At 66.9% G+C, this 20,233-nt stretch carries 17 protein-coding genes; 12 read left to right on the top strand and 5 right to left on the bottom strand.

The genetic code is table 11. The annotated features are described in order from the left end of the window. Window positions 1-2: 2 nt before the first annotated feature. The 5 genes from ABLE91_RS24075 (at window position 3) to ABLE91_RS24095 (ending at window position 5,825) form a co-directional block, all read left to right on the top strand. Window positions 3-410, top strand: a complete 408-nt coding sequence (locus ABLE91_RS24075) for a lysozyme inhibitor LprI family protein (protein ID WP_348934983.1) — start codon at window positions 3-5, stop codon at window positions 408-410. A gap of 239 nt (window positions 411-649) precedes the next feature. After that, window positions 650-1,111 (top strand): GNAT family N-acetyltransferase, encoded by a 462-nt coding sequence (locus ABLE91_RS24080; RefSeq protein WP_348934985.1) that lies wholly within the window; start codon window positions 650-652, stop codon window positions 1,109-1,111. 79 nt (window positions 1,112-1,190) lie between these two features. Further along, window positions 1,191-3,794, top strand: coding sequence for an excinuclease ABC subunit UvrB (gene uvrB / locus ABLE91_RS24085; protein ID WP_348934986.1), 2,604 nt, complete (start codon window positions 1,191-1,193; stop codon window positions 3,792-3,794). 210 nt (window positions 3,795-4,004) lie between these two features. Continuing rightward, window positions 4,005-4,823 carry a DUF3313 domain-containing protein gene (locus ABLE91_RS24090; RefSeq protein ID WP_348934988.1) on the top strand — a complete coding sequence of 273 codons (819 nt, stop codon included), beginning with the start codon at window positions 4,005-4,007 and terminating at the stop codon, window positions 4,821-4,823. A 120-nt stretch (window positions 4,824-4,943) separates the two neighbouring features. Next, a complete protein-coding gene (locus ABLE91_RS24095) occupies window positions 4,944-5,825 on the top strand; it encodes an alpha/beta fold hydrolase (RefSeq protein ID WP_348934990.1) in 882 nt (293 codons plus the stop codon). Window positions 5,826-5,828: 3 nt separating this feature from the next. On the opposite strand, the gene ABLE91_RS24100 is transcribed toward ABLE91_RS24095, so the two are convergent. Then, complete coding sequence (locus ABLE91_RS24100; protein WP_348934991.1) at window positions 5,829-6,215, bottom strand: DUF930 domain-containing protein; 387 nt, start codon at window positions 6,213-6,215, stop codon at window positions 5,829-5,831. 201 nt (window positions 6,216-6,416) lie between these two features. Here ABLE91_RS24100 and ABLE91_RS24105 point away from each other — a divergent pair, with 201 nt between their 5' ends. Together ABLE91_RS24105 and budA are read left to right on the top strand one after the other, a co-directional pair. Further along, window positions 6,417-7,133 carry an SDR family oxidoreductase gene (locus tag ABLE91_RS24105; RefSeq protein WP_348934992.1) on the top strand — a complete coding sequence of 239 codons (717 nt, stop codon included), beginning with the start codon at window positions 6,417-6,419 and terminating at the stop codon, window positions 7,131-7,133. Between the two features lie 111 nt (window positions 7,134-7,244). Then, on the top strand, window positions 7,245-8,093 hold the full coding sequence (gene budA / locus ABLE91_RS24110) for an acetolactate decarboxylase (protein ID WP_348934993.1): 849 nt from the start codon (window positions 7,245-7,247) through the stop codon (window positions 8,091-8,093). Between the two features lie 142 nt (window positions 8,094-8,235). Here the strand turns inward: budA and ABLE91_RS24115 are convergent, their stop codons facing one another. Together ABLE91_RS24115 and ABLE91_RS24120 are read right to left on the bottom strand one after the other, a co-directional pair. Beyond that, window positions 8,236-10,113 carry a DEAD/DEAH box helicase gene (locus ABLE91_RS24115; RefSeq protein ID WP_348934994.1) on the bottom strand — a complete coding sequence of 626 codons (1,878 nt, stop codon included), beginning with the start codon at window positions 10,111-10,113 and terminating at the stop codon, window positions 8,236-8,238. A 121-nt stretch (window positions 10,114-10,234) separates the two neighbouring features. Further along, window positions 10,235-11,347: an S-(hydroxymethyl)glutathione dehydrogenase/class III alcohol dehydrogenase gene (locus ABLE91_RS24120; RefSeq protein WP_348934995.1), complete on the bottom strand. Its 1,113-nt coding sequence runs from the start codon at window positions 11,345-11,347 to the stop codon at window positions 10,235-10,237. A gap of 214 nt (window positions 11,348-11,561) precedes the next feature. On the opposite strand from ABLE91_RS24120, the gene ABLE91_RS24125 reads away from it, so the two are divergent. After that, entirely contained in the window at window positions 11,562-12,275 is a 714-nt protein-coding gene (locus ABLE91_RS24125) for a superoxide dismutase (RefSeq protein ID WP_348934997.1), read from the top strand. 64 nt (window positions 12,276-12,339) lie between these two features. On the opposite strand, the gene ABLE91_RS24130 is transcribed toward ABLE91_RS24125, so the two are convergent. Next, on the bottom strand, window positions 12,340-13,815 hold the full coding sequence (locus tag ABLE91_RS24130; RefSeq protein ID WP_348934999.1) for an MFS transporter: 1,476 nt from the start codon (window positions 13,813-13,815) through the stop codon (window positions 12,340-12,342). 195 nt (window positions 13,816-14,010) lie between these two features. Between ABLE91_RS24130 and ABLE91_RS24135 the strand changes: the two genes are divergently transcribed. From ABLE91_RS24135 to ABLE91_RS24145, 3 genes are all read left to right on the top strand, one after another. Further along, window positions 14,011-14,727, top strand: coding sequence for a hypothetical protein (locus ABLE91_RS24135; RefSeq protein ID WP_348935001.1), 717 nt, complete (start codon window positions 14,011-14,013; stop codon window positions 14,725-14,727). A 61-nt stretch (window positions 14,728-14,788) separates the two neighbouring features. After that, a complete protein-coding gene (locus tag ABLE91_RS24140; protein WP_348935003.1) occupies window positions 14,789-15,049 on the top strand; it encodes a hypothetical protein in 261 nt (86 codons plus the stop codon). 53 nt (window positions 15,050-15,102) lie between these two features. Then, window positions 15,103-15,795 (top strand): class I SAM-dependent methyltransferase, encoded by a 693-nt coding sequence (locus ABLE91_RS24145; RefSeq protein ID WP_348935005.1) that lies wholly within the window; start codon window positions 15,103-15,105, stop codon window positions 15,793-15,795. A gap of 298 nt (window positions 15,796-16,093) precedes the next feature. On the opposite strand, the gene ABLE91_RS24150 is transcribed toward ABLE91_RS24145, so the two are convergent. Beyond that, entirely contained in the window at window positions 16,094-16,519 is a 426-nt protein-coding gene (locus ABLE91_RS24150) for a GtrA family protein (RefSeq protein WP_348935006.1), read from the bottom strand. Window positions 16,520-16,722: 203 nt separating this feature from the next. Here ABLE91_RS24150 and carB point away from each other — a divergent pair, with 203 nt between their 5' ends. Beyond that, a complete protein-coding gene (carB, locus tag ABLE91_RS24155; RefSeq protein ID WP_348935008.1) occupies window positions 16,723-20,085 on the top strand; it encodes a carbamoyl-phosphate synthase large subunit in 3,363 nt (1,120 codons plus the stop codon). Window positions 20,086-20,233: the final 148 nt, after the last annotated feature.

A 20,233-nucleotide genomic window follows, 5' to 3' on the forward strand; every position in this document is an offset into this window, starting at 1 on the left:
AAATGAAACGCGCTGTCTGTGCCGCCATCTTCCTCCTCTTCGCCGCCGCGCCCTCCCGTGCGGAAGAGCCAGCCGACCGCCCGGCCCAGGCGATGGGCTGGTACGGCGGCGAATACCAAGCGTGCGGCGCAAAGACCTCCACGCCGGAGATCGCCGGCTGCATCAATGACCTTGCCGCAAAATGGGACCAGCGGCTCAACACCGCCTATCAGGCCCTGATGACGAGCCAGACGCCGGATCAGAAGGAGCGGTTGCGCATCGCCGAGCGGGACTGGCTGCAGTTCCGCAACGCCAATTGCGACTTCTACCTGAACGTCCAGGGCACCATCGCGAACATTAAATATGCCGAATGCAAAAGGGTGCTGACGGCCCAGCGGACCATCGAGCTGGAGACCGAGGCAAGGCCCTAGGCTGACCGCTATCAGGCGCCCTCAGTACGTCCGTCATGCCCGGGCTTGTCCCGGGCATCCACGTCTACTCGTTTGCTGCTTCCCTGCGGAGCCACGTGGATGGCCGGGACAAGCCCGGGCATGACACTGGTTCGTTCGCTCTGTCCGGATTGAATGTCGAGACAGCCCAATCCCCCCGGTGTCGCGGCCGCCCGTCCTCGGGCATAAAGCGCGCCTCGGATGCGGGGAGGGGGATTCGCATGAGCGCCGACGCCAGGATCGAAGTCCGTGCCGTGGAGCGGAGCGATCATGCGGCATGGCTGCCTTTGTGGCGCGCCTATCAGGCGTTCTACGATATCGCCATGCCGCCCGACGTCTCCGAGCTGACATGGTCCCGCATGCTGGACGCCGCCGAGCCCATCTCCGGCGCGCTGGCATGGCAAGGCCCCGCCGCCGTGGGCCTCGTCCATTATCTGGAGCACCGCTCCACCTGGAGCGCGGCCAATGTCTGCTATCTCCAGGACCTGTTCGTGTCGCCCGATGCGCGCGGCGGCGGCATCGGTCGCGGGCTGATCGCCCACGTCTATGAGGCGGCCGACCGCAAGGGCTATGCGGAGGTCTATTGGCTGACCCACGAGACCAATGCGACGGCGCGGAAGCTCTACGACCAAGTGGCCGAGCGCACCGGCTTCCTGCATTACGCGCGCGCCCCGGCCCCCTGACGCTGGGCGAAGCGCATCAAGGCGGGGATGCCGCGCCCGCAGTCTTCCCTCCCGCCGCCTCCGCCCCCATATTGGCGCCATGGCCAAAGCATCCCGTCCCGGCAAGCTCGGTGAGCGCTCGCAGCGCCACTTCGAGCCTGCGCCGCTCCAGACCCTCGATCCCGCCCTTGCCGCCTCGCTCGGCCTGACGCCGGGCGACCTCGGCGAATTCGAATCCGCCGGCGCCTCCGCCACCGTGGCGGCGCTGTCGCGGCTGATCGAGACGGGCCGCCCGGAGGTCAACGGCCAGACCTGGATGCCCCACCGCCCGCCGCGCCCGGAAAAGAGCGAGGGCGGCATCCGCTTCGAGATGAAGAGCGATTTCAAGCCCTCCGGCGACCAGCCCCAGGCCATTGCCGAGCTGTCCGCCCAGGCGCGGGCGCAAGAAAAGGACCAGGTGCTCCTCGGCGTTACCGGCTCGGGCAAGACCTTCACCATGGCCAAGGTGATCGAGGAATTGCAGCGCCCCGCCATCGTGCTCGCGCCCAACAAGACGCTTGCGGCGCAGCTCTATGGGGAGTTCAAGAGCTTCTTCCCCGACAATGCGGTGGAGTATTTCGTTTCCTATTACGATTACTACCAGCCGGAAGCCTACGTCCCGCGCACCGACACCTATATCGAGAAGGAATCCTCCATCAACGAGCAGATCGACCGCATGCGCCATTCGGCGACGCGGTCTTTGCTGGAGCGGGACGACGTGATCATCGTCGCCTCGGTCTCGTGCATTTACGGCATCGGCTCGGTGGAGACCTATTCCTCCATGACCTTCAAGCTGGAGGTGGGCGAGCGCATCGACCAGCGCCAGCTCATCGCCGACCTCGTGGCGCTCCAGTACAAGCGCATCCAGTCCGATTTCGGCCGCGGCACCTTCCGGGTACGGGGCGACAGCGTGGAGATCTTCCCGGCCCATTATGAGGACCGGGCGTGGCGCGTCTCTTTGTTCGGCGACGAGGTGGAGAGCATCGCCGAGTTCGACCCGCTCACCGGCCACAAGACCGGCGACATGAAGAGCGTGAAGGTCTACGCCTCCTCGCATTATGTGACGCCCCGGCCGACCCTGATCCAGGCCATTTCAGGCATCAAGAACGAGCTGCGCCTCAGGCTCGACGAACTGAACAAGATGGGCCGCCTGCTGGAGGCCCAGCGCCTGGAGCAGCGCACCCGCTACGATCTGGAGATGATGGAGGCGACGGGCAGCTGCGCCGGCATCGAGAACTATTCCCGCTGGCTCACGGGCCGGAAGCCCGGCGAGCCGCCGCCGACTTTGTTCGAATATGTGCCGGACAACGCCCTCGTCTTCACCGATGAGAGCCACGTCACCATTCCGCAGATCGGCGCCATGTATCGCGGCGACTTTCGCCGCAAGGCGACGCTGGCGGAATACGGCTTCCGCCTGCCCTCCTGCATGGACAACCGGCCCCTGCGCTTCGAGGAATGGGACGCCATGCGGCCCCAGACCGTCCATGTCTCCGCCACCCCCGGCACGTGGGAGATGGACCGCACAGGCGGCGTCTTCGTGGAGCAGGTGATCCGCCCGACTGGCCTCATTGACCCGCCCGTGGAGGTGCGCCCCGCCCGCACCCAGGTGGACGACCTCTTGGGCGAGGTGCGGGCCGTGACGGCGCAGGGCTATCGCACGCTCGTCACCGTGCTCACCAAGCGCATGGCCGAGGACCTGACCGAATACCTGCACGAGAACGGCGTGCGCGTGCGCTACATGCATTCGGACATCGACACCATCGAGCGCATCGAGATCCTGCGGGACCTGCGCCTCGGGGCGTTCGACGTGCTGGTGGGCATCAACCTGCTGCGCGAGGGCCTCGACATCCCGGAGTGCGGGCTCGTCGCCATTCTGGACGCCGACAAGGAAGGCTTCCTGCGCTCGGAGACCTCGCTGATCCAGACCATCGGCCGCGCGGCTCGAAACGTGGACGGACGGGTGATCCTCTATGCCGATAACGAGACCGGCTCCATGCAGCGCGCCATGGCGGAGACCACCCGCCGGCGCGAGAAGCAGCTCGCCTACAATGCCGAGCACGGCATCACGCCGGAGAGCGTGAAGAAGGCCATCGGCGACATTCTCGGCTCGGTCTATGAGCGCGATCATGTGCAGGTGGATGCGGGCCTCGCCGAGGAAGGCGCCGCCTTCGGCCACAACCTCAAGGCGGTGATGGCGGACCTGGAGAAGCGCATGCGCGCCGCCGCCGCCGACCTCGATTTCGAGCAGGCCGCGCGCCTGCGCGACGAGATCAAGCGCCTCCAGGCCACCGAGCTGGCGCTGATCGACGATCCCATGGCCCGCCAGGAAGCGGTGGACGACAAGACCGGCGGCTTCCGCGGCCCGAAGAAATACGGCCGCGCCGCCAACCTGCCCCCATCCGCCAAGGGGAAGGGCCGCCGCGCGCCTTCATCCGAGGGCGAGGCCAAGGAAGATGACGGCTTCATTCCCTCCCGCCAGCGCGGGCCGGACGAGACCCCGCTTGCCGCCCCGCGCCCGTCTGCCAAGGTCGCCAAGCCCTCGCTGGACGACATGGGGCCGGGCACGGACCGGGCGGAGCCCATGTCCGTGCTGGACTATCAGCCGCGCCCGCGGCCCGACCCCGGGACGAAGGGGTACAGGAAAGGCGGGCGGCGGAAGGGGTGAGGTCACAGGCGCGATCATCCAGCCGGCGAATTCGCGCACCTTCCGTTTCGGTACATAGATAAGCCTGAATCAGGCTCCTCTATCCCGCACGGCATCGCTTCGGGAGCCGCTTTTCGCGGCGCTGGCGAGCCTGAATTGCGGGGGGCCGGCGTGACGGCGACGCGGATACGTTTCTGCGGCATTTTTTGTGCCGCCTTCACACCCTTTCTGATGGCCGGGTGTGCGACGGCGCCCCTGGATGAGGCCGGGTCTCTCGCCTCCTATACGGACCTTGCACAGGCTGACGGCCTCCTGGCCAAGTCGAAGCTGCGCATCGACAAGGAGGCCGTCCTTGCCGCGCGGACGGTGCGTCTCGTGCCGACCGTCTTTTCCGATACGGCACGCCGGGACACGATCACCGAGGATCAGCGCAGGCTCGTCACCAATGCGGTGGACCGTTCGCTGTGCGCCGGCCTCAGCGAGCGGTTCCAGGTGGTGGCCCCATCGGAGAGCGCCGATCTCACCGTGCACGCGGTGGTCACCAACATGACCCCGACAGACGAAAAAGCCGTGGCGGCGACAAAGCTCGCGTCCGTCGCCAAGTCGGTCCTTCTGCCGGGGATCCCGGTTCCCACGCCGCGCATCCCCATCGGCCTGGGCAGCCTCTCCATGGAGGGGGAAGCGAAGGGCCGGGACGGTCGGCAGGAGGCCGCCATGGTCTGGGGCCGGGGCGCCACTTTCCTCTCGGGTTCGGCGCGGGTCTCGACCTCCGGCGATGCGTATGAACTGGCGAGCGCCTTTGGCGACGACTTCAGCAAGCTTCTGGTGAAGGGAGAGAGCCCGTTCAAGAGCCTGTCCGGCCCGCCATCCATGGAGCGCCTTCAGTCCTGGGCCGGCGGGGCGCCCAAATATGCCGCTTGCGAGGCGTTCGGGCGGGAGCAGGGCGTCACCGGGCTGGTGAGCGGCGCCATGGGGCTGCCGCCCGAATGGACGGACAAGGGGAGCGGCGCAGGCGTCGTCGCCGCGGCTCCCGCCCCCGCCGAGCCCTGAGCGACAGGCACGCTCATTGGGGGGCTTTCGTTCTCCCGACATCTGGCGACTGGTAGGCTGGCGCACGCGCGCCTATCCTCACGCGCACAGGCCAGCTCTAGCCGGCGACGGGAGATCAGCGTGCATCATCAAGGTCCAGTCTTCTCCCCCGCCTCCGAAGGTTCCGGCGGCGGCATCGAGAGCCGTTTTGCCGAAGTGAACGGCGTGCGGCTGCATTACCTCGTTGCCGGGCAGGGCGATCCGGTGCTGTTGCTGCACGGCTATGCGCAGACCAGCCACATGTGGCGCCCGCTGATAGCCGAGCTGGCGAAGACCCACACGGTGATCGCGCCTGATCTGCGCGGCTTCGGCGAGAGCGCCAAGCCCGAAGGCGGATACGACAAGAAGACCCTGGCGCAGGACGTTCACGCCCTCATGGCCTCTCTCGGCCATGCGCGCTTCGGCCTTGCGGGCCACGATATCGGGCTGATGGTGGCTTATGCCTATGCCGCGCAATATCCCGAAGAGGTGAGCCGCATCGCGCTGATGGACGCCTTCCTGCCCGGCGTCGGCGATTGGACCACGGTGTGGCTCATGCGCGACCTCTGGCACTTCCACTTCTACGGCAAGACGCCCCTCGCCCTCGTGGAGGGCCGGGAGCGCATCTATTTCGAGCACTTCTGGAACGACTTCGCCGCCGACCCGGAAAAATCCGTCTCCGAGGCTGATCGGCAATTCTATGCGGCCGAATATGCGCGGCCGGGCGGCATGCGCGCGGGCTTCGAGGTGTTCCGCGCCTTTGCTCAAGACGCTGAGGATTTCGCCGGCTTCGCCAAGACCAAGCTGAAGATGCCCATGCTGGTGCTCGCGGGCGAGAAGGCCTCGGGCACCTTCCTGATCGATCAGGGCCGCCTTGTCGCGGAGACCGTCGAAGGGGTGGTGGTGGAGGGCTCCGGCCACTGGCTCATGGACGAGGCGCGGGACAAGGTGGTGCCGAAGCTGGTGTCGTTCTTCGGGAAATGACGCTCAGGGCACCAGATAATGCGCATCCCAGTCCTCGCGCGGCACCACGGCGCCGAGCGAGTATTGGAAGGTGACCACGTCCACGCCCTCGTCCTTCGTCTCGCAGGTATAGGACAGGCGGAACCACTTGCCGCCCGAGCGCACCGCCGCGCCGGGCGCGCGGATGGTGTCGCCCTTGATCACAGTGTCGGCGAAGGCATAGGCCACCAGTTCGTCCGGGTGCAGTTCGTGATGCTCGCGGCCGATGACGCCCATGGCCTTGGCATTGCATCGCTGCTCGATGCGCACATTGGGGGCGAGGAGGAGGATTTCCTTCCCGTCGGGCGGCGCTGCGGCGGCGCAGGTGGGGAGGAAAGCGGCGGCGAAAAGCAGGAAAATGGCGGTCTTCACGTCTGTCGTTCGCTCCTTCGAGCGGCGCGCGGCATCTGCGCCATTGGGCCTGAGGCCACGGCCCAGCAAGGAATGCGGAAGCGATTCGCCGCCCGGTCGTGAGTCTCTTAAGCCCATGCATGTGGCGAGGCTATGGCCGGATCGGGGCTTGCCTGACGGCATCCGGAAGGCAAACTGCGACCGCCTCCACAGGAGAATCCCATGGCCGAGCCGACCAAGCCCCTCGTCGTCATCACCGGCGCAAGCCACGGCATCGGCGCTGCCCTGGCGGAAGCCTTCGGGCGCGAAGGGCATCCGCTGCTGCTGACATCGCGCCACATGGAGGCGGGCACGGAGGGGACCGTCATGCGCGCGGCGCTTGATGTGATCGACTATGCCGCGCTGGAAGCGGCGATCCGGGCGGCGGAGGCGCGCTTCGGCCCGGTGGACTGCCTCGTCAACAATGCCGGCTTCATCCATATCGGGCCGCTCGCCGCCCGCGATCCGGCCGACATGGCCTATGAGGCGGATGTGCTGTTCAAGGGCGTCCTGAACGGCGTGCACGCGGTGCTGGGCGGCATGCAGGCCCGCAAACGCGGCACCATCATCAACATCTCCTCCGCCGGCGACCGGATCCCGGGACCGCAGGGGGAAGTCTATCATGCCGCGAAGGCCGCGGTCCGCTCGCTGGCGGGCTCGCTCCAGAAGGGCGAGGCGGCGAACAACATCCGCGTCATGAACATCGCGCCCGGGCTGGTGAAGACCAACATCCACGCCAATATGGGCATGCCGTTCGAGGAATATTACGAGATGCTCGGCCGTCCGGAATTCATCGAGGCGGCGGAGCTGGCGGACATCATCCTCTACGCCTACCGCCTGCCGCAGCGCATCTGCATCCGCGACCTCTTCGTGATGCCGACCTCGTCATCCCTCGGCTAAGCGGCATCGCTTGGCGCCATCCCCGCAAAATGCTGCTATGGCCGGCAAGGCGCAGGTCCAGCCGATGAGGCGATGGACCCTGGCGCCATGCCCTGATCGGAGCGCTGTTTCATGCCGACGCTGACGTGCGAGATTTCCCAGTCCCTCTGGGACGCGCTCCGCAAAGCCGCCGATGACAGCGGCCACGGGGTCGAGCACGTCGTCTCCCACGCGCTGGCGGATGCACTCCAGGTGGACCACGGGACGCTGTTCCAGGTCTCCACGTCCGGCGCTTTGGTGGAGGGGCTGTTCTCCGGCGTGGTCTCGGTGGAGACGCTGCGGGAGCACGGCGATTTCGGCCTCGGCGCCTTCGCCGGGCTGGATGGGGAGATGATCGCGCTCGACGGCGCCTTCTACCAGATAAGGAGCGACGGCTCCGTCCGGCTGGCGCGGGACGACCAGCAGGTGCCGTTCGCGGAGGTCACCCATTTCGCGCCGCGCGAGACCGTGGCGCTGGCCCCGTTCTCCTCCATGGACGATCTCCTCGCCCAGCTCGACGGGCGGCGCGGCACGGACAATCTGTTCTTCGCCGTGCGCCTCGATGGCCGTTTCGCCCGCGTGCACGACCGGGTGGCCAGCATGGCGGCGGAGCGCGAGACGCTGGTGGAGGCCACCGCCCATCAGGCCGAGTTCCATGCAGAGGATGTGTCCGGCACCATGGTGGGCTTCTGGACGCCCGCTTATGTCAGGGGCATCGGTATTCCCGGCTGGCACCTGCATTTCATCAGCGATGACCGCCAGCGCGGCGGGCATGTTCTCGACTGCGCGGGAAGCGAGATCACGCTCGCGCTGGAAACCATCGACGATTTCCGCCTCTCCATGCCGGAGACGGCGGCCTTCCTCGCGGCGGACCTCTCAGGAAACAACGATGCCGCGCTCGAAAAGGCCGAGCGTGGCCGCGGGCATGGGCACGGGCATTGAGGTCAATGTCGCCCAAAAATAGCTGTCATGGCCGGGCTTGACCCGACCATCCACGGAACTCCGCCAGGTGCCGCTTGAGGGGATAGGCGTGGATGCCCGGGTCGAGCCCGGGCATGACGGGTATAACGGAGCGGAAAGCCTATCAGTCCCAGTTCTTGGGGGGGCGCTTGCTCTTGCCGGGGACGGCGGCATTGTCCTTGCGCTTCTTCGGCTTCTCCGCGCCTTTCGGACCCTTGGGATAGGGTGTGCCGTCCGGCCGCCGCTCCTTCCCGAACGCGCCCTTCACCTTTGGGCGGTCCGGATCGACAGGGCGGTCGGCCTTGACCGGGTCATAGGCGGGCTTGCGCGGCCGTGCGGGGCGGCGGGCGCCGCCGCCATCGCCGGTCACGGGCTCGATGAGAATGTCGCCGCCTTCCGAGGCGCGGGCATTGGCGATGAAGCCTTCCGCCAGATCATTGGCGATCTCGAACACGGTCTCGTTGTCGAAGATGCGGATGGAGCCCACATCCTGCTTGGTCACGTCGCCGCGCCGGCAGATCAGCGGCAGGAGCCATTTGGGATCGGCATTCTTGCGCCGGCCCACGGGCATGCGGAACCACACTGTGTTTCCACTCGGCCCGCCCGTCGCCCCGCCCCGGGCATCGCGGCTACGCTCGGGGCGCCGCTCCTCGCCGCGCTCCCGCTCGCGGGTGCGGGCGGCGCGGCCCTCGCCGGGGTCGAACACGTCTTCCGGCGCCGGCAGGCGGTCGCGGTAGAGGCGGGCCAGAGCTGCGGCCAACTCTTCGGCCGAGCGCTGCGCCAGGAGCGCCTGGGCGAGGTCCAGGTCTTCGGGCCCCGGCGCTTCGCTGATGAGGGGATCGGCCAGCATGCGCTCCTGGTCGAGCTTGCGGATCTCGTCCGGGCTCGGCGGGCCGCTCCAGATCACGTCCACATTGGCGACGGATAGGAGCAGTTCCGCCTTGCGGCGGCGGAAGGGCGGCACGAGGAGGATACTCACGCCCTTGCGCCCCGCGCGGCCCGTGCGGCCGGAACGGTGCTGGAGGCTTTCCGCATCGTGCGGCAGGTCCGCATGGATGACGAGGCCGAGATTGGGCAAATCGATGCCGCGCGCGGCCACGTCGGTGGCGACGCACACCCGCGCCCGGCCGTCCCGCAGGGCCTGGAGCGCCTGGTTGCGCTCGTTCTGGCCCATCTCGCCGGAGAGGCCCACGGCGGCGAAGCCGCGCTCCTGGAGGGTGGAGAGGAGGTGCCGCACGCTCTCGCGCGTGTTGCAGAAGACGATGGCGGTGGGGCTCTCGAAATACCGCAGCAGGTTCACCACCGCGTGCTCGGCCTCTTTCGGCACGATGCGCACGGCGCGGTATTCGATGTCCGCATGGCCGCCTTGCGTGCCCTCCACCTCGATGCGCATGGCATTGTGCTGGTAGCGCTTGGCAAGGCCTATAATTGGCTTGGGCAAGGTGGCGGAGAACAGCAGGCTGCGCTTTTCCCCCGGCGCGGCGGAGAGGATGAATTCCAGGTCCTCGCGGAAGCCGAGGTCCAGCATCTCGTCCGCCTCGTCCAGCACGGCGACGGCGAGGGAGGAGAGGTCGAGCCCGCCGCGCTCGATATGGTCGCGCAGCCGGCCCGGGGTGCCCACCACGATATGCACGCCCTCGGAGAGCGCCCGCCGCTCGCGGCGCGGGTCCATGCCGCCGACGCAGGCGACGATGCGTGCGCGGGTATTCTCGAACAGCCAGGTCAGCTCCCGCTGCACCTGGAGCGCCAGTTCGCGGGTGGGGGCGACGATGAGCGCCTGGGGCGCGCCGGGCGTGCCGAGGAATTCCGCTTCGCCCAGAAGGGTTTCGGCGATGGCGAGGCCGTAGGCCACGGTCTTGCCAGAGCCGGTCTGGGCCGAGACAAGGAGGTCGCGTCCGGCGGTCTCGGGTGCGAGCACCATGGCCTGGACGGGTGTCGGCTCGTTATAGTCGCGCGCGGCGAGTGCCCGGGCGATGGACGGGGAGGGGGGAGAGAAGGCCACGAGGGTCCGCCTATGGACGGCGCTGCAAACGCAAAGGGGCCGCCCTGGGGCGGCCCACATGCGGCGCGCGATGAATGGGTCGCGGCCCTTTTACCTCAATGCGCGCCGCAGCGCCATCACCTCAATAGACCACCACCGAGCGGATGGACTTGCCCTCGTGCATCAGGTCGAAGGCGGTGTTGATCTCGTTGAGCGGCATGGTGTGGGTGATGAGATCATCGATATTGATCTTCCCCTCCATGTACCAGTCCACGATCTTCGGCACGTCCGTGCGCCCGCGGGCGCCGCCAAATGCCGTGCCGCGCCAGTTGCGCCCGGTGACGAGCTGGAACGGCCGGGTGGAAATCTCCGCGCCGGAAGGCGCGACGCCGATGACGATGGAGGTGCCCCAGCCGCGATGGCAGGCTTCCAGCGCCTGACGCATCACGGTGACATTGCCGGTGCAGTCGAAGGTGAAGTCGGCGCCGCCGTCGGTCAGGTCCTGGATGGCGGAGACCACCTTGTCCGCGCCCACTTCGGTGGGATTGATGAAGTCGGTCATGCCGAACTTGCGGGCGATCTCAACCTTGGCGGGATTGATGTCGATGCCGATGATCTTGTCGGCGCCCACCATCCGCGCGCCCTGGATCACGTTGAGCCCGATGCCCCCTAAGCCGAACACCGCGACATTCGCGCCGGGCCAGACCTTGCCCGTATAGACCACCGCGCCGATGCCGGTGGTGACCCCGCAGCCGATATAGCAGATCTTGTCGAAGGGCGCGTCCGAACGGACCTTGGCGAGGGCAATCTCGGGCAGGACCGTGAAGTTCGAGAAGGTCGAGCAGCCCATGTAGTGGAACACCTCGCCACCGTCGCACTGGAAGCGGGTGGTCTTGTCGGGCATCAGGCCCTGGCCCTGCGTCGCGCGGATGGCGGTGCACAGGTTCGAGCGCTGCGACAGGCAGGTTTTGCACTGGCGGCATTCGGGCGTGTAGAGCGGGATCACATGGTCGCCCACCTTCAGGGTGGTGACGCCCGCGCCCACCTCGCGCACGATGCCCGCGCCCTCATGACCCAGGATGGCGGGGAACTTACCCTCGGAATCGAGGCCGGAGAGCGTATAGGCGTCGGTGTGGCAGACGCCGGTCGCCATCACTTCCACCAGCACCTCGCCAGGCTTCGGGCCGCCCACCTCGATGGTCTCGATGGTCAGCGGCTTGTTGGCTTCCCAGGCGATGGCGGCGCGAGACTTCATGGGTGGGCCTCTGGCGTGTCGGGCCGGGCCATGGGCCGCGGCGGGAGGTGGGGATGCGGCAATCTCCCGTGCGGGAGGGATTTGTCAATGCGCCGGAATAGGAGGTGTTCGGAAACGTGAACGGGGCCGGGGGGAACCGGGGGTGGAAAGGCGGGGTTGCTCCGCCGAGCCAGGAGCAGAAGCACCGAAGGCCGAAACCAACCCGGAGGCCGTGATGGCCCAGACCCCAAGCCTTGTCCCGGATGCCGCCTCAGCGATGACCCGCCGCGACGCCCTCGCCCTTGCGGGTGCCGCGGTGGCGAGCGCCGCCTTGTTCACGCCGCACGTCGCCCGCGCGGCCGCGCCGTTTACCATTTCCCCGCTGCCGTATTCGGAAGATGCGCTGGTGCCCACCATCTCGGCGCGCACGGTGGGCCTGCATTACGGCAAGCATTCCAAGGGCTATTACGACACGGTCAACCAGCTCGCCACCGGCAAGCCCTATGCGGATATGACCATCTCCGAGATCGTCGTCGCGTCCAAGAAGGGCGGCGATACGGAGATGTTCAACCAGGCCGCCCAGGCCTGGAACCACGACCTCTATTGGGCGAGCTTCAAGGGCGGTTCCCAGAAGCCGGACACGGCCTTCGCCAAGGCCGTGGAGACGCAGTTCGAGAGCCTGGACGGCCTCAACCGCAAGATGGTGGAAGTCGGCGGCAAGGTGTTCGGCACCGGCTGGGTCTGGCTGGTGAAGGACGGGGACGGCCTCGCCGTCGTGGGCATGAAGGACGCCATGAACCCGCTTGCGGACGGCAAGACGACGCTGCTCGGCGTCGATGTCTGGGAGCACGCTTACTATCTCGACTACGAGAACCGCCGCACCGCGCATCTCGATGCGGTGCTGAAGAATTTGGTCAACTGGCAGGTGGTCAGCGACCGGTTCGGGTGAGCCCTCTGTCACTGGGTCACCGCACCAAACCCCCTCTCCCGCAAGCGGGAGAGGGGGTTCTTTTTCACATCCCCACGTCTTCCAGCTTCATGCCCTTGGTCTCGATCTGGAAGTGCCAGGTGACCCATGCGCCGAGCAGGGAGGCGCCCACCAGGATGTAGAGGAGCGCCTGGGTGCCGATGTCGGCGAGGAGGATCGGGAACAGGAAGGCGGTCATCACCGCGCCCACCTTCGCGAAGGCCGCCGCGAAGCCAGCGCCGATGCCGCGCACATGGGTGGGGAACACCTCGCCCGCCAGGAGGTAGGTCTGCGCGTTCGGGCCGAGATTGGTCATGAAGTTGAACAGCATGAAGCCCGTATAGATCAGGAAGATCTGGCTGCCGCCGCTATAGTCCGCCGAGAAGGAGGCGATGAGCAGGCCGGCCGCGCAGCCGAAGAAGCCCAGCACCTGGAGCGGGATGCGCCCCACCCGGTCCGCCAGCAGCACCGCCGCGATCATCCCCACCAGCAGCAGCACGTCGATGAAGGCCGCGCCCTTGGCCGCCAGCATGTCGTTGGCGATGATGTCGGTGATGTTGTGGGGCACCCCCGCGCGGTGCTCGCCGATGGAGGCGGCGAGGATGGTGGGGGTGAAGATGCCGATGCCATAGGTGGAAAGGTCCTGCAGGAACCAGGGCACCGAGGCGAGGACGGTGGCGCGGCGGTTCTTCTCCTTGAAGAGCGTGCCGATGTGCCGGTCCTTATGGTGATGGTGGCCGTGCTTGACCTTCAGCTTCACCGCTTTGGGATAGTCCGGCTTGCGCTTCAGGAGCTTGCGCATCTGCTCCTCGGCTTCCGGCACGCGGCCTACGGCGGCGAGCCAGTGGCTGCTTTCCGTCACGAAGAAGCGCCCCACGAGAACGATCACGCCGGGGATGATGGCGGTGGCGTACATGAGCCGCCAGGAGCTGATATCAGGCGCGAAGGTGAGGATGAGGTAGCCGATTGCGGTGCCCACCAGGGCGCCCACCGCCTGGAAGGCGAAGGCGCCGAGCACGAGGCGCCCGCGCGCCGTGCTGGGGATGCTCTCCGAGATGACGAGATGCGCGGTGGGATAGTCACAGCCCAGGGCCAGGCCGACGCCGAACAGGAAGAGCAGCATCCAGTAGAAGCTCGGCGCCACGGCCAGCAATGCCAAGAACAGGATGAAGATCACCATCTCCACGATGAACATCAGCTTGCGGCCGAAATGGTCGGAAAGCCCGCCCAGGGTCAGCGCGCCCACCAGGATGCCGAACAGGCTCGCCGCGCCGACGAGGCCGTGCTCGAAGGAGCCCATGCCGAACTCTTCGGCCATGAGGGGGAGGGCGACGCCGGTCATGAACACGACCAGGCCTTCGAAGAACTTGCCGGCGGCCGCGAGGCTCCAGATCCGCCACTGCATCGCCGTCATGGGCACAGTGGAGACCGGCGTGCCGTCGCTCCATATGGGCGTTTCGTCGATATAGTCCTGGACCGACCGCCCCTCGTCCTGGTGGGCGGGCATCTGCATATCGTTCATGGATTTCCCCCGAAGATCCCCTATTATGTGCAATGCCCCTTCCGCATGAACCACGTGTGACACAGCGCAAGACCTGTGCGTGACGTTCATCATGTGTCCAATTTGTTGATTTTGCGCAGGTTCTGGGAGGCGGCGGCGATTTCTTCCCGGCCTGAACCACGCTATGACGTTGGAAACGGACGCATGGAGGCGGTGATGCGCTCAGCTTTTCAGGGCCGGGGACGGCCCCTTTTCGTGGCGGGGACGCTGATCCTCGGTGCTTCGCTCGCGGGCTGCCAGGCGCCCGGACCGACCTGGGGCACGGGCACCGTGACCGAGACCGACCCCTGGGGCGGCTATCAGGCGGTGGTGTCCATCCCGGCACCCGACGCGCCGCCGCGCGTGTTCGAATGCAAGGGCCCCTGGGCGCCGAACACCACCGATATCAACATCATGGCCGATTTCGGCCAGCAGGCCATCAGCCACACGGAGGTCATGCAGCCGGACGGCTCCATGGCGCCGGGCTCGGTCCTGCTCGCCAACGAGCCGAAGCTGCGCGTGGACATCGCGTGGGCCGACGCCATCGGCTATTCCGTGCCGACCCGCGTCGCCTTCACCGAGGAGACCCGCTGGAGCGTCGCCGGCGTCACCATCGGCACCTCCATCGCCGACGTGGAGAAGGCCAACGGCCGGCCCTTCCGCATGGTGGGCTTCGGCGGCAACAATGGCGGCGTGGTGATGGACTGGCGCGGCGGCCAGCTCGCGAACCTTGCCGGCCCATGCCGCCTGGGCGTCCAGTTCTCCATCTCCGCGCTCGCCTCGAACGCGGCGCAGGCCCGGGCCTCGGGGCCGAAAGTGTTCTCCTCGTCCGATCCGGCCATCCGCGCGCTTTCCCCTACGGTGGGGTTGTTCTGGGTTAATTATAAGTGGTGAGAGCCTGACACGCGGCCCCGCTTGAGGTATGTCGTTTCGTCTCCAACCGATGGAGTTTTCAATGGCCCGTCTGTCCTCTTTCACGAAGATTACGGCTGCCTTCGTCCTCGGCCTCGGCGTCGCCCTCGGCGGCCAGATGCTGGTGTCGAACGCGCAGGCTAACCAGCCCAACATGGTCGCCGGCCTCGAGCAGCTTCGCGCCGCCCGCGCCAGCATCCAGGCGGCCACGCCCAACAAGGGCGGCCACCGCGAGCAGGCGCTCGGCCTCATCGACCAGGCCATCGAGCAGGTGCGGGCCGGCATCGCCTACGCCGGCGGCTGATCGCAGGCGAACCTGACTTTCCTCCGCCCGATTCCCGGCGCAGGACAGCGCGCATGGATTGGATTTCCTTCTGGGACGGCGCTCACGCCATCTATGTGAGCGACCGCCACAAGCAGCTCCACTATGCGCGCATCGCCGCGGACCTTGGCCGCTTCGTGCCGGGGCCCGGGGCGCGTGTGCTGGACTATGGTTGCGGTGAAGCTTTGGCTGCCGACGCGCTCGCCCGCGCCTGCGGCTCTCTCACCTTGTGCGATGCGGCCCCCGGTGTGCGCGAGAAGATTCGCCAGCGCTTCGAGGGGAACGGCAGGATCAGCGTGGCCTCGCCCGAGGAGGTGGAGGCGCTGCCCGACGGCAGCTTCGACCTGATCGTCGCAAATTCCTTATTGCAATACCTGAAGCGCCCGCAGCTGGACGGGCTGCTCGCCATGTGGCGCCGCCTCCTTGCGCCCGGGGGCCGGCTTCTGCTTGCGGATGTCATCCCCCCTGATGTGAGCGCCGTAAAGGATGCCGCCGCTTTGCTGTCCTTCGCCGCCCGCGACGGTTTCCTCGGGGCGGCAGTGGTGGGCCTCGTCCGAACGGCGGTATCTCCGTATCGCAAGCTGCGGGGCGAGCTGGGGCTTTCCATGTATCGGGAGGATGAGTTCGCCGGGCTCCTCCGGTCCGCCGGCTTCCAGGCCGAGCGCACCCGCCCCAATGTGGGCCACAATCAGAGCCGCATGGCGTTCCTGGCGATGCCGAGAGGCTAATGTGCTTCCGCGCCGAGCGGCGCATTATAAGCATCTTCCTCAGCCATCACGGCCGGGCTTGTTCCAGGGTACTCCGTAAGTGCGCCGCGCCCCCTCTCCCCAAGGGGGAGAGGGCTGGGGTGAGGGGGAACCGTTCTCTCAAGTCCTGAAATGCCGGAGCCCCCTCACCCGGCTGCTGCGCAGCCGACCTCTCCCCCTCGGGGAGAGGTGTGAACGGAGCCCACCGCCTCGAACAAAGTTGCTTGCTAGGATCGAGGTGAGCCCGGGCATGGCGACTTACAGGCGTTTGTGGTTGTACTCACCCATGCGACCTCTTCTCCGCGAATGCCCAGAGGCGGTAGCTGTTGAAGGTCCAGCACAGCACCAGCCCGCTCGTGAGCGCCTGTGCCAGCAGATAGAAGATCCCGAGCCGGTGGGTGAAGACGTCCATGAGGATGCCGTTCAGCACGAAGGCCACCCCCGCGACGATGAAATAGCGCGGCATGGCCCCTGCATGGGAGCGGGTCGATTCGAAGGTGAAGCGGCTGTTCAGCGTGTAGGTGACGAGCGTGCCCACCACGAAGCCCACCATGGAGGCAGCCACCGGGCCGAGGATATCGAGCTCCACCAGGACGCCCAGCACGATGAAATGCGCGACGGCGGCGGTCGTGCCGACGGCGACGAAGGTCGCCAATTGCACGATCAGCGGGCGGTGGCGGGTCAGCAGGGCGGAGAGGGAAGACATGGGTAAAGGACAATCCGGCTCAACAGGGCGGTGCGGCGGTCTTCCGTCGCGTGCAAATATGGTCTAAGGAAGCCAAATAGCTTGCCGAACGGAGATCATTCAACGTCGCGGCGCCGCACCTGCCGTCCGCGTGACGGAATCCTCACCCCCAGGGGCGCGTGACCCGCGGCCCTTTTTTTGCGCCTGCTGAGCGCCTGCGAGACATGCCGAAACGCACTGACCTCGAAACCATCCTGATCATCGGCGCCGGCCCCATCGTTATCGGTCAGGCCTGCGAATTCGACTATTCCGGAACCCAGGCGTGCAAGGCGCTGAAGGAGGAAGGATATCGGGTCGTCCTGGTGAACTCGAATCCCGCGACCATCATGACCGATCCGGACATGGCGGACGCGACCTATATCGAGCCGATCACGCCGGAGATCGTCGCCAAGATCATCGAGAAGGAGCGCGGCGACCGCTCCAAGGGCTTCGCGCTGCTGCCCACCATGGGCGGCCAGACCGCGCTGAACTGCGCGCTGTCGCTGAAGCACCAGGGGACGCTGGACGCCTTCGACGTGGAGATGATCGGCGCCACCGCCGAGGCCATCGACAAGGCCGAGGACCGCGAGCTGTTCCGCGAGGCCATGACCAAGATCGGCCTCTCCACGCCCACCTCGCGGCAGATCAAGAATCTGGCGCAGGCGCTGGACGCGCTTGAGATCGTCGGCCTGCCGGCCATCATCCGCCCGTCCTTCACCATGGGCGGCACCGGCGGCGGCATCGCCTTCAACAAGGCGGAGTTCATCGAGATCGTCGAGCGCGGCATCGATGCCTCGCCCACGAGCGAAGTGCTGATCGAGGAGAGCGTGCTCGGCTGGAAGGAGTATGAGATGGAGGTGGTCCGCGACAAGGCGGACAACTGCATCATCATCTGCTCCATCGAGAATCTGGACCCCATGGGCGTCCACACCGGCGATTCCATCACGGTGGCGCCGGCTTTGACGCTCACCGACAAGGAATACCAGATCATGCGCGATGCATCGCTTGCGGTGCTGCGCGAGATCGGGGTTGAGACCGGCGGCTCCAACGTTCAGTTCGCGATCAACCCGGAAGACGGGCGCATGATCGTGATCGAGATGAACCCGCGCGTATCGCGCTCGTCAGCTCTGGCCTCCAAGGCCACCGGCTTCCCTATCGCCAAGGTCGCGGCACGCCTTGCGGTGGGCTACACGCTGGACGAGATCGAGAACGACATTACCGGCGGGGCGACGCCCGCCTCCTTCGAGCCCACCATCGATTATGTGGTCACGAAGATCCCGCGCTTCGCCTTCGAGAAATTCCCCGGCGCGGACCCGACGCTGACCACCTCCATGAAGTCGGTGGGCGAGGCCATGGCCATCGGCCGCACCTTCCAGGAGAGCCTCCAGAAGGCTCTGCGCTCGCTGGAGACCGGCCTCACCGGCCTCGACGAGATCGAGATCGGCGGCCTCGGCTCGGGCGACGACAAGAACGCCATCCGCGCCGCGCTCGGCACCCCGACGCCCGAGCGCCTGCTTTACGTGGCGCAGGCCATGCGCTTCGGCATGACGGACGAGCAGATCCACGCCGCGTGCAAGATCGACCCGTGGTTCCTCGGCCAGATCCGCGGCATCGTGGAGACCGAGGCCAAGGTGAAGCGCCTCGGCCTGCCCAAGACGGCCGGCGCGCTCCGGGGCCTCAAAGCCATGGGCTTCTCCGACGCCCGCCTCGCCACCCTCGCGGGGCAGGAAGAGGCGGACGTGCGCAAGCAGCGCCAAGCGCTCGATGTACGCCCGGCCTATAAGCGCATCGACACCTGCGCGGCCGAGTTCGCCTCGCCCACTGCCTATATGTATTCCACCTACGAGACGCCGTTTGCCGGCGTCCTCGCCGATGAGGCGCAGCCTTCCAGCCGGAAGAAGGCCATCATCCTCGGCGGCGGCCCGAACCGCATCGGGCAGGGGATCGAGTTCGACTATTGCTGCTGCCACGCGGCCTTCGCCCTGAAAGAGGCGGGCACCGAGGCCATCATGGTCAACTGCAACCCCGAGACCGTCTCGACCGATTACGACACCTCCGACCGGCTCTATTTCGAGCCGCTCACCACTGAGGACGTTCTGGAGCTGATCGACCGCGAGCGCACGGCGGGCACGCTGCTCGGCGTGATCGTGCAGTTCGGCGGCCAGACGCCGCTCAAGCTCGCCCATGCCCTTGAGGCAGCGGACGTGCCCATCCTCGGCACCTCGCCCGACGCCATCGACCTTGCGGAAGACCGCGACCGCTTCAAGCGCCTCCTGAACCAACTCAAGCTGCGCCAGCCGGACAACGGCATCGCCTATTCGGTGGAGCAGGCGCGCATCGTGGCGGGGCAGCTCGGCTTCCCGCTGGTGGTGCGCCCCTCTTACGTGCTGGGCGGGCGGGCCATGCAGATCATCCATGAGGAGCGCCAGCTCGGCGACTATCTCCTGGAGACCCTGCCGGGCCTCGTGCCGCAGGAGGTCAAGGCGCGCTATCCCAACGACAAGACGGGCCAGATCAACACCGTCCTCGGCCGGAACCCGCTGCTGTTCGACCGCTATTTGTCCGACGCCATCGAGGTGGACGTGGACGCGCTGTGCGACGGCACGGACGTGCACGTGGCCGGCATCATGGAGCATATCGAGGAGGCGGGCATCCATTCGGGTGACAGCGCCTGCTCGCTGCCGCCCCACTCGCTCTCCGACGAGATGATCCGCCGCCTCGAAGTGGAGACGGCCGCGCTCGCAAAAGCGCTGGGCGTGGTCGGCCTCATGAACGTCCAGTTCGCCCTGAAGGACGACCACATCTACATCCTCGAGGTGAACCCGCGCGCCTCGCGCACCGTGCCGTTCGTGGCGAAGGTGGTGGGCCTGCCCATCGCCAAGATCGCCGCGCGCGTCATGGCCGGGGAGAAGCTGGCGACGTTCGGCCTCAAGAGCGTGAAGATCGACCATATCGCGGTGAAGGAGGCGGTGTTCCCCTTCGCCCGCTTCCCCGGTGTCGACACGGTGCTCGGCCCGGAAATGCGCTCCACCGGCGAGGTGATGGGGCTCGACACCGACTACGGCGTCGCGTTCGCGAAAAGCCAGCTGGGCGGCGGCACCAAGGTGCCGAAGACCGGCACGGTTTTCGTCTCGGTGCGGGACAAGGACAAGGCGCGCATCCTGCCCACCGTCAAGCTCCTGCAGGAGCTGGGCTTCAAGGTGATCGCCACCTCCGGCACCCAGCGCTTCCTGGAAGAGAACGGGATAGCGGCGGGCAAGATCAACAAGGTGCTCGAAGGCCGCCCGCACATCGTCGATGCCATCAAGAATGGCGAGGTGCAGCTGGTGTTCAATACAACCGAAGGCGCGCAGGCTCTTTCGGATAGCCGTTCGCTCCGCCGTGCGGCCCTCTTGCACAAAGTGCCGTATTACACCACGCTATCTGGAGCCGTCGCAGCGGCGCAGGGGATCAAGGCCTATGTGGGCGGCGATCTCCAGGTGCGCGCGCTGCAGAGCTATTTCGGCGCTGGCGGATCTTCGGCGACGGGCAAAGCGTTCGTCGCCTGAGGCACGTGAGGCGGGATGGTGCGTGCGCTGATGCGCGCGGGCCGTGCAGCTCATATGCCTTTTCCACTGGTACGCGCCGTAATCCGAGACGGTTCTCGTCCCGCGTTTACGGTTTCGGTTTTTTCGCTTCGGCTTGCCATCGCCGCCG

The sequence above is a fragment of the Aquabacter albus genome (genome assembly GCF_040049275.1).
Classification (GTDB): Bacteria; Pseudomonadota; Alphaproteobacteria; order Rhizobiales; family Xanthobacteraceae; genus Aquabacter.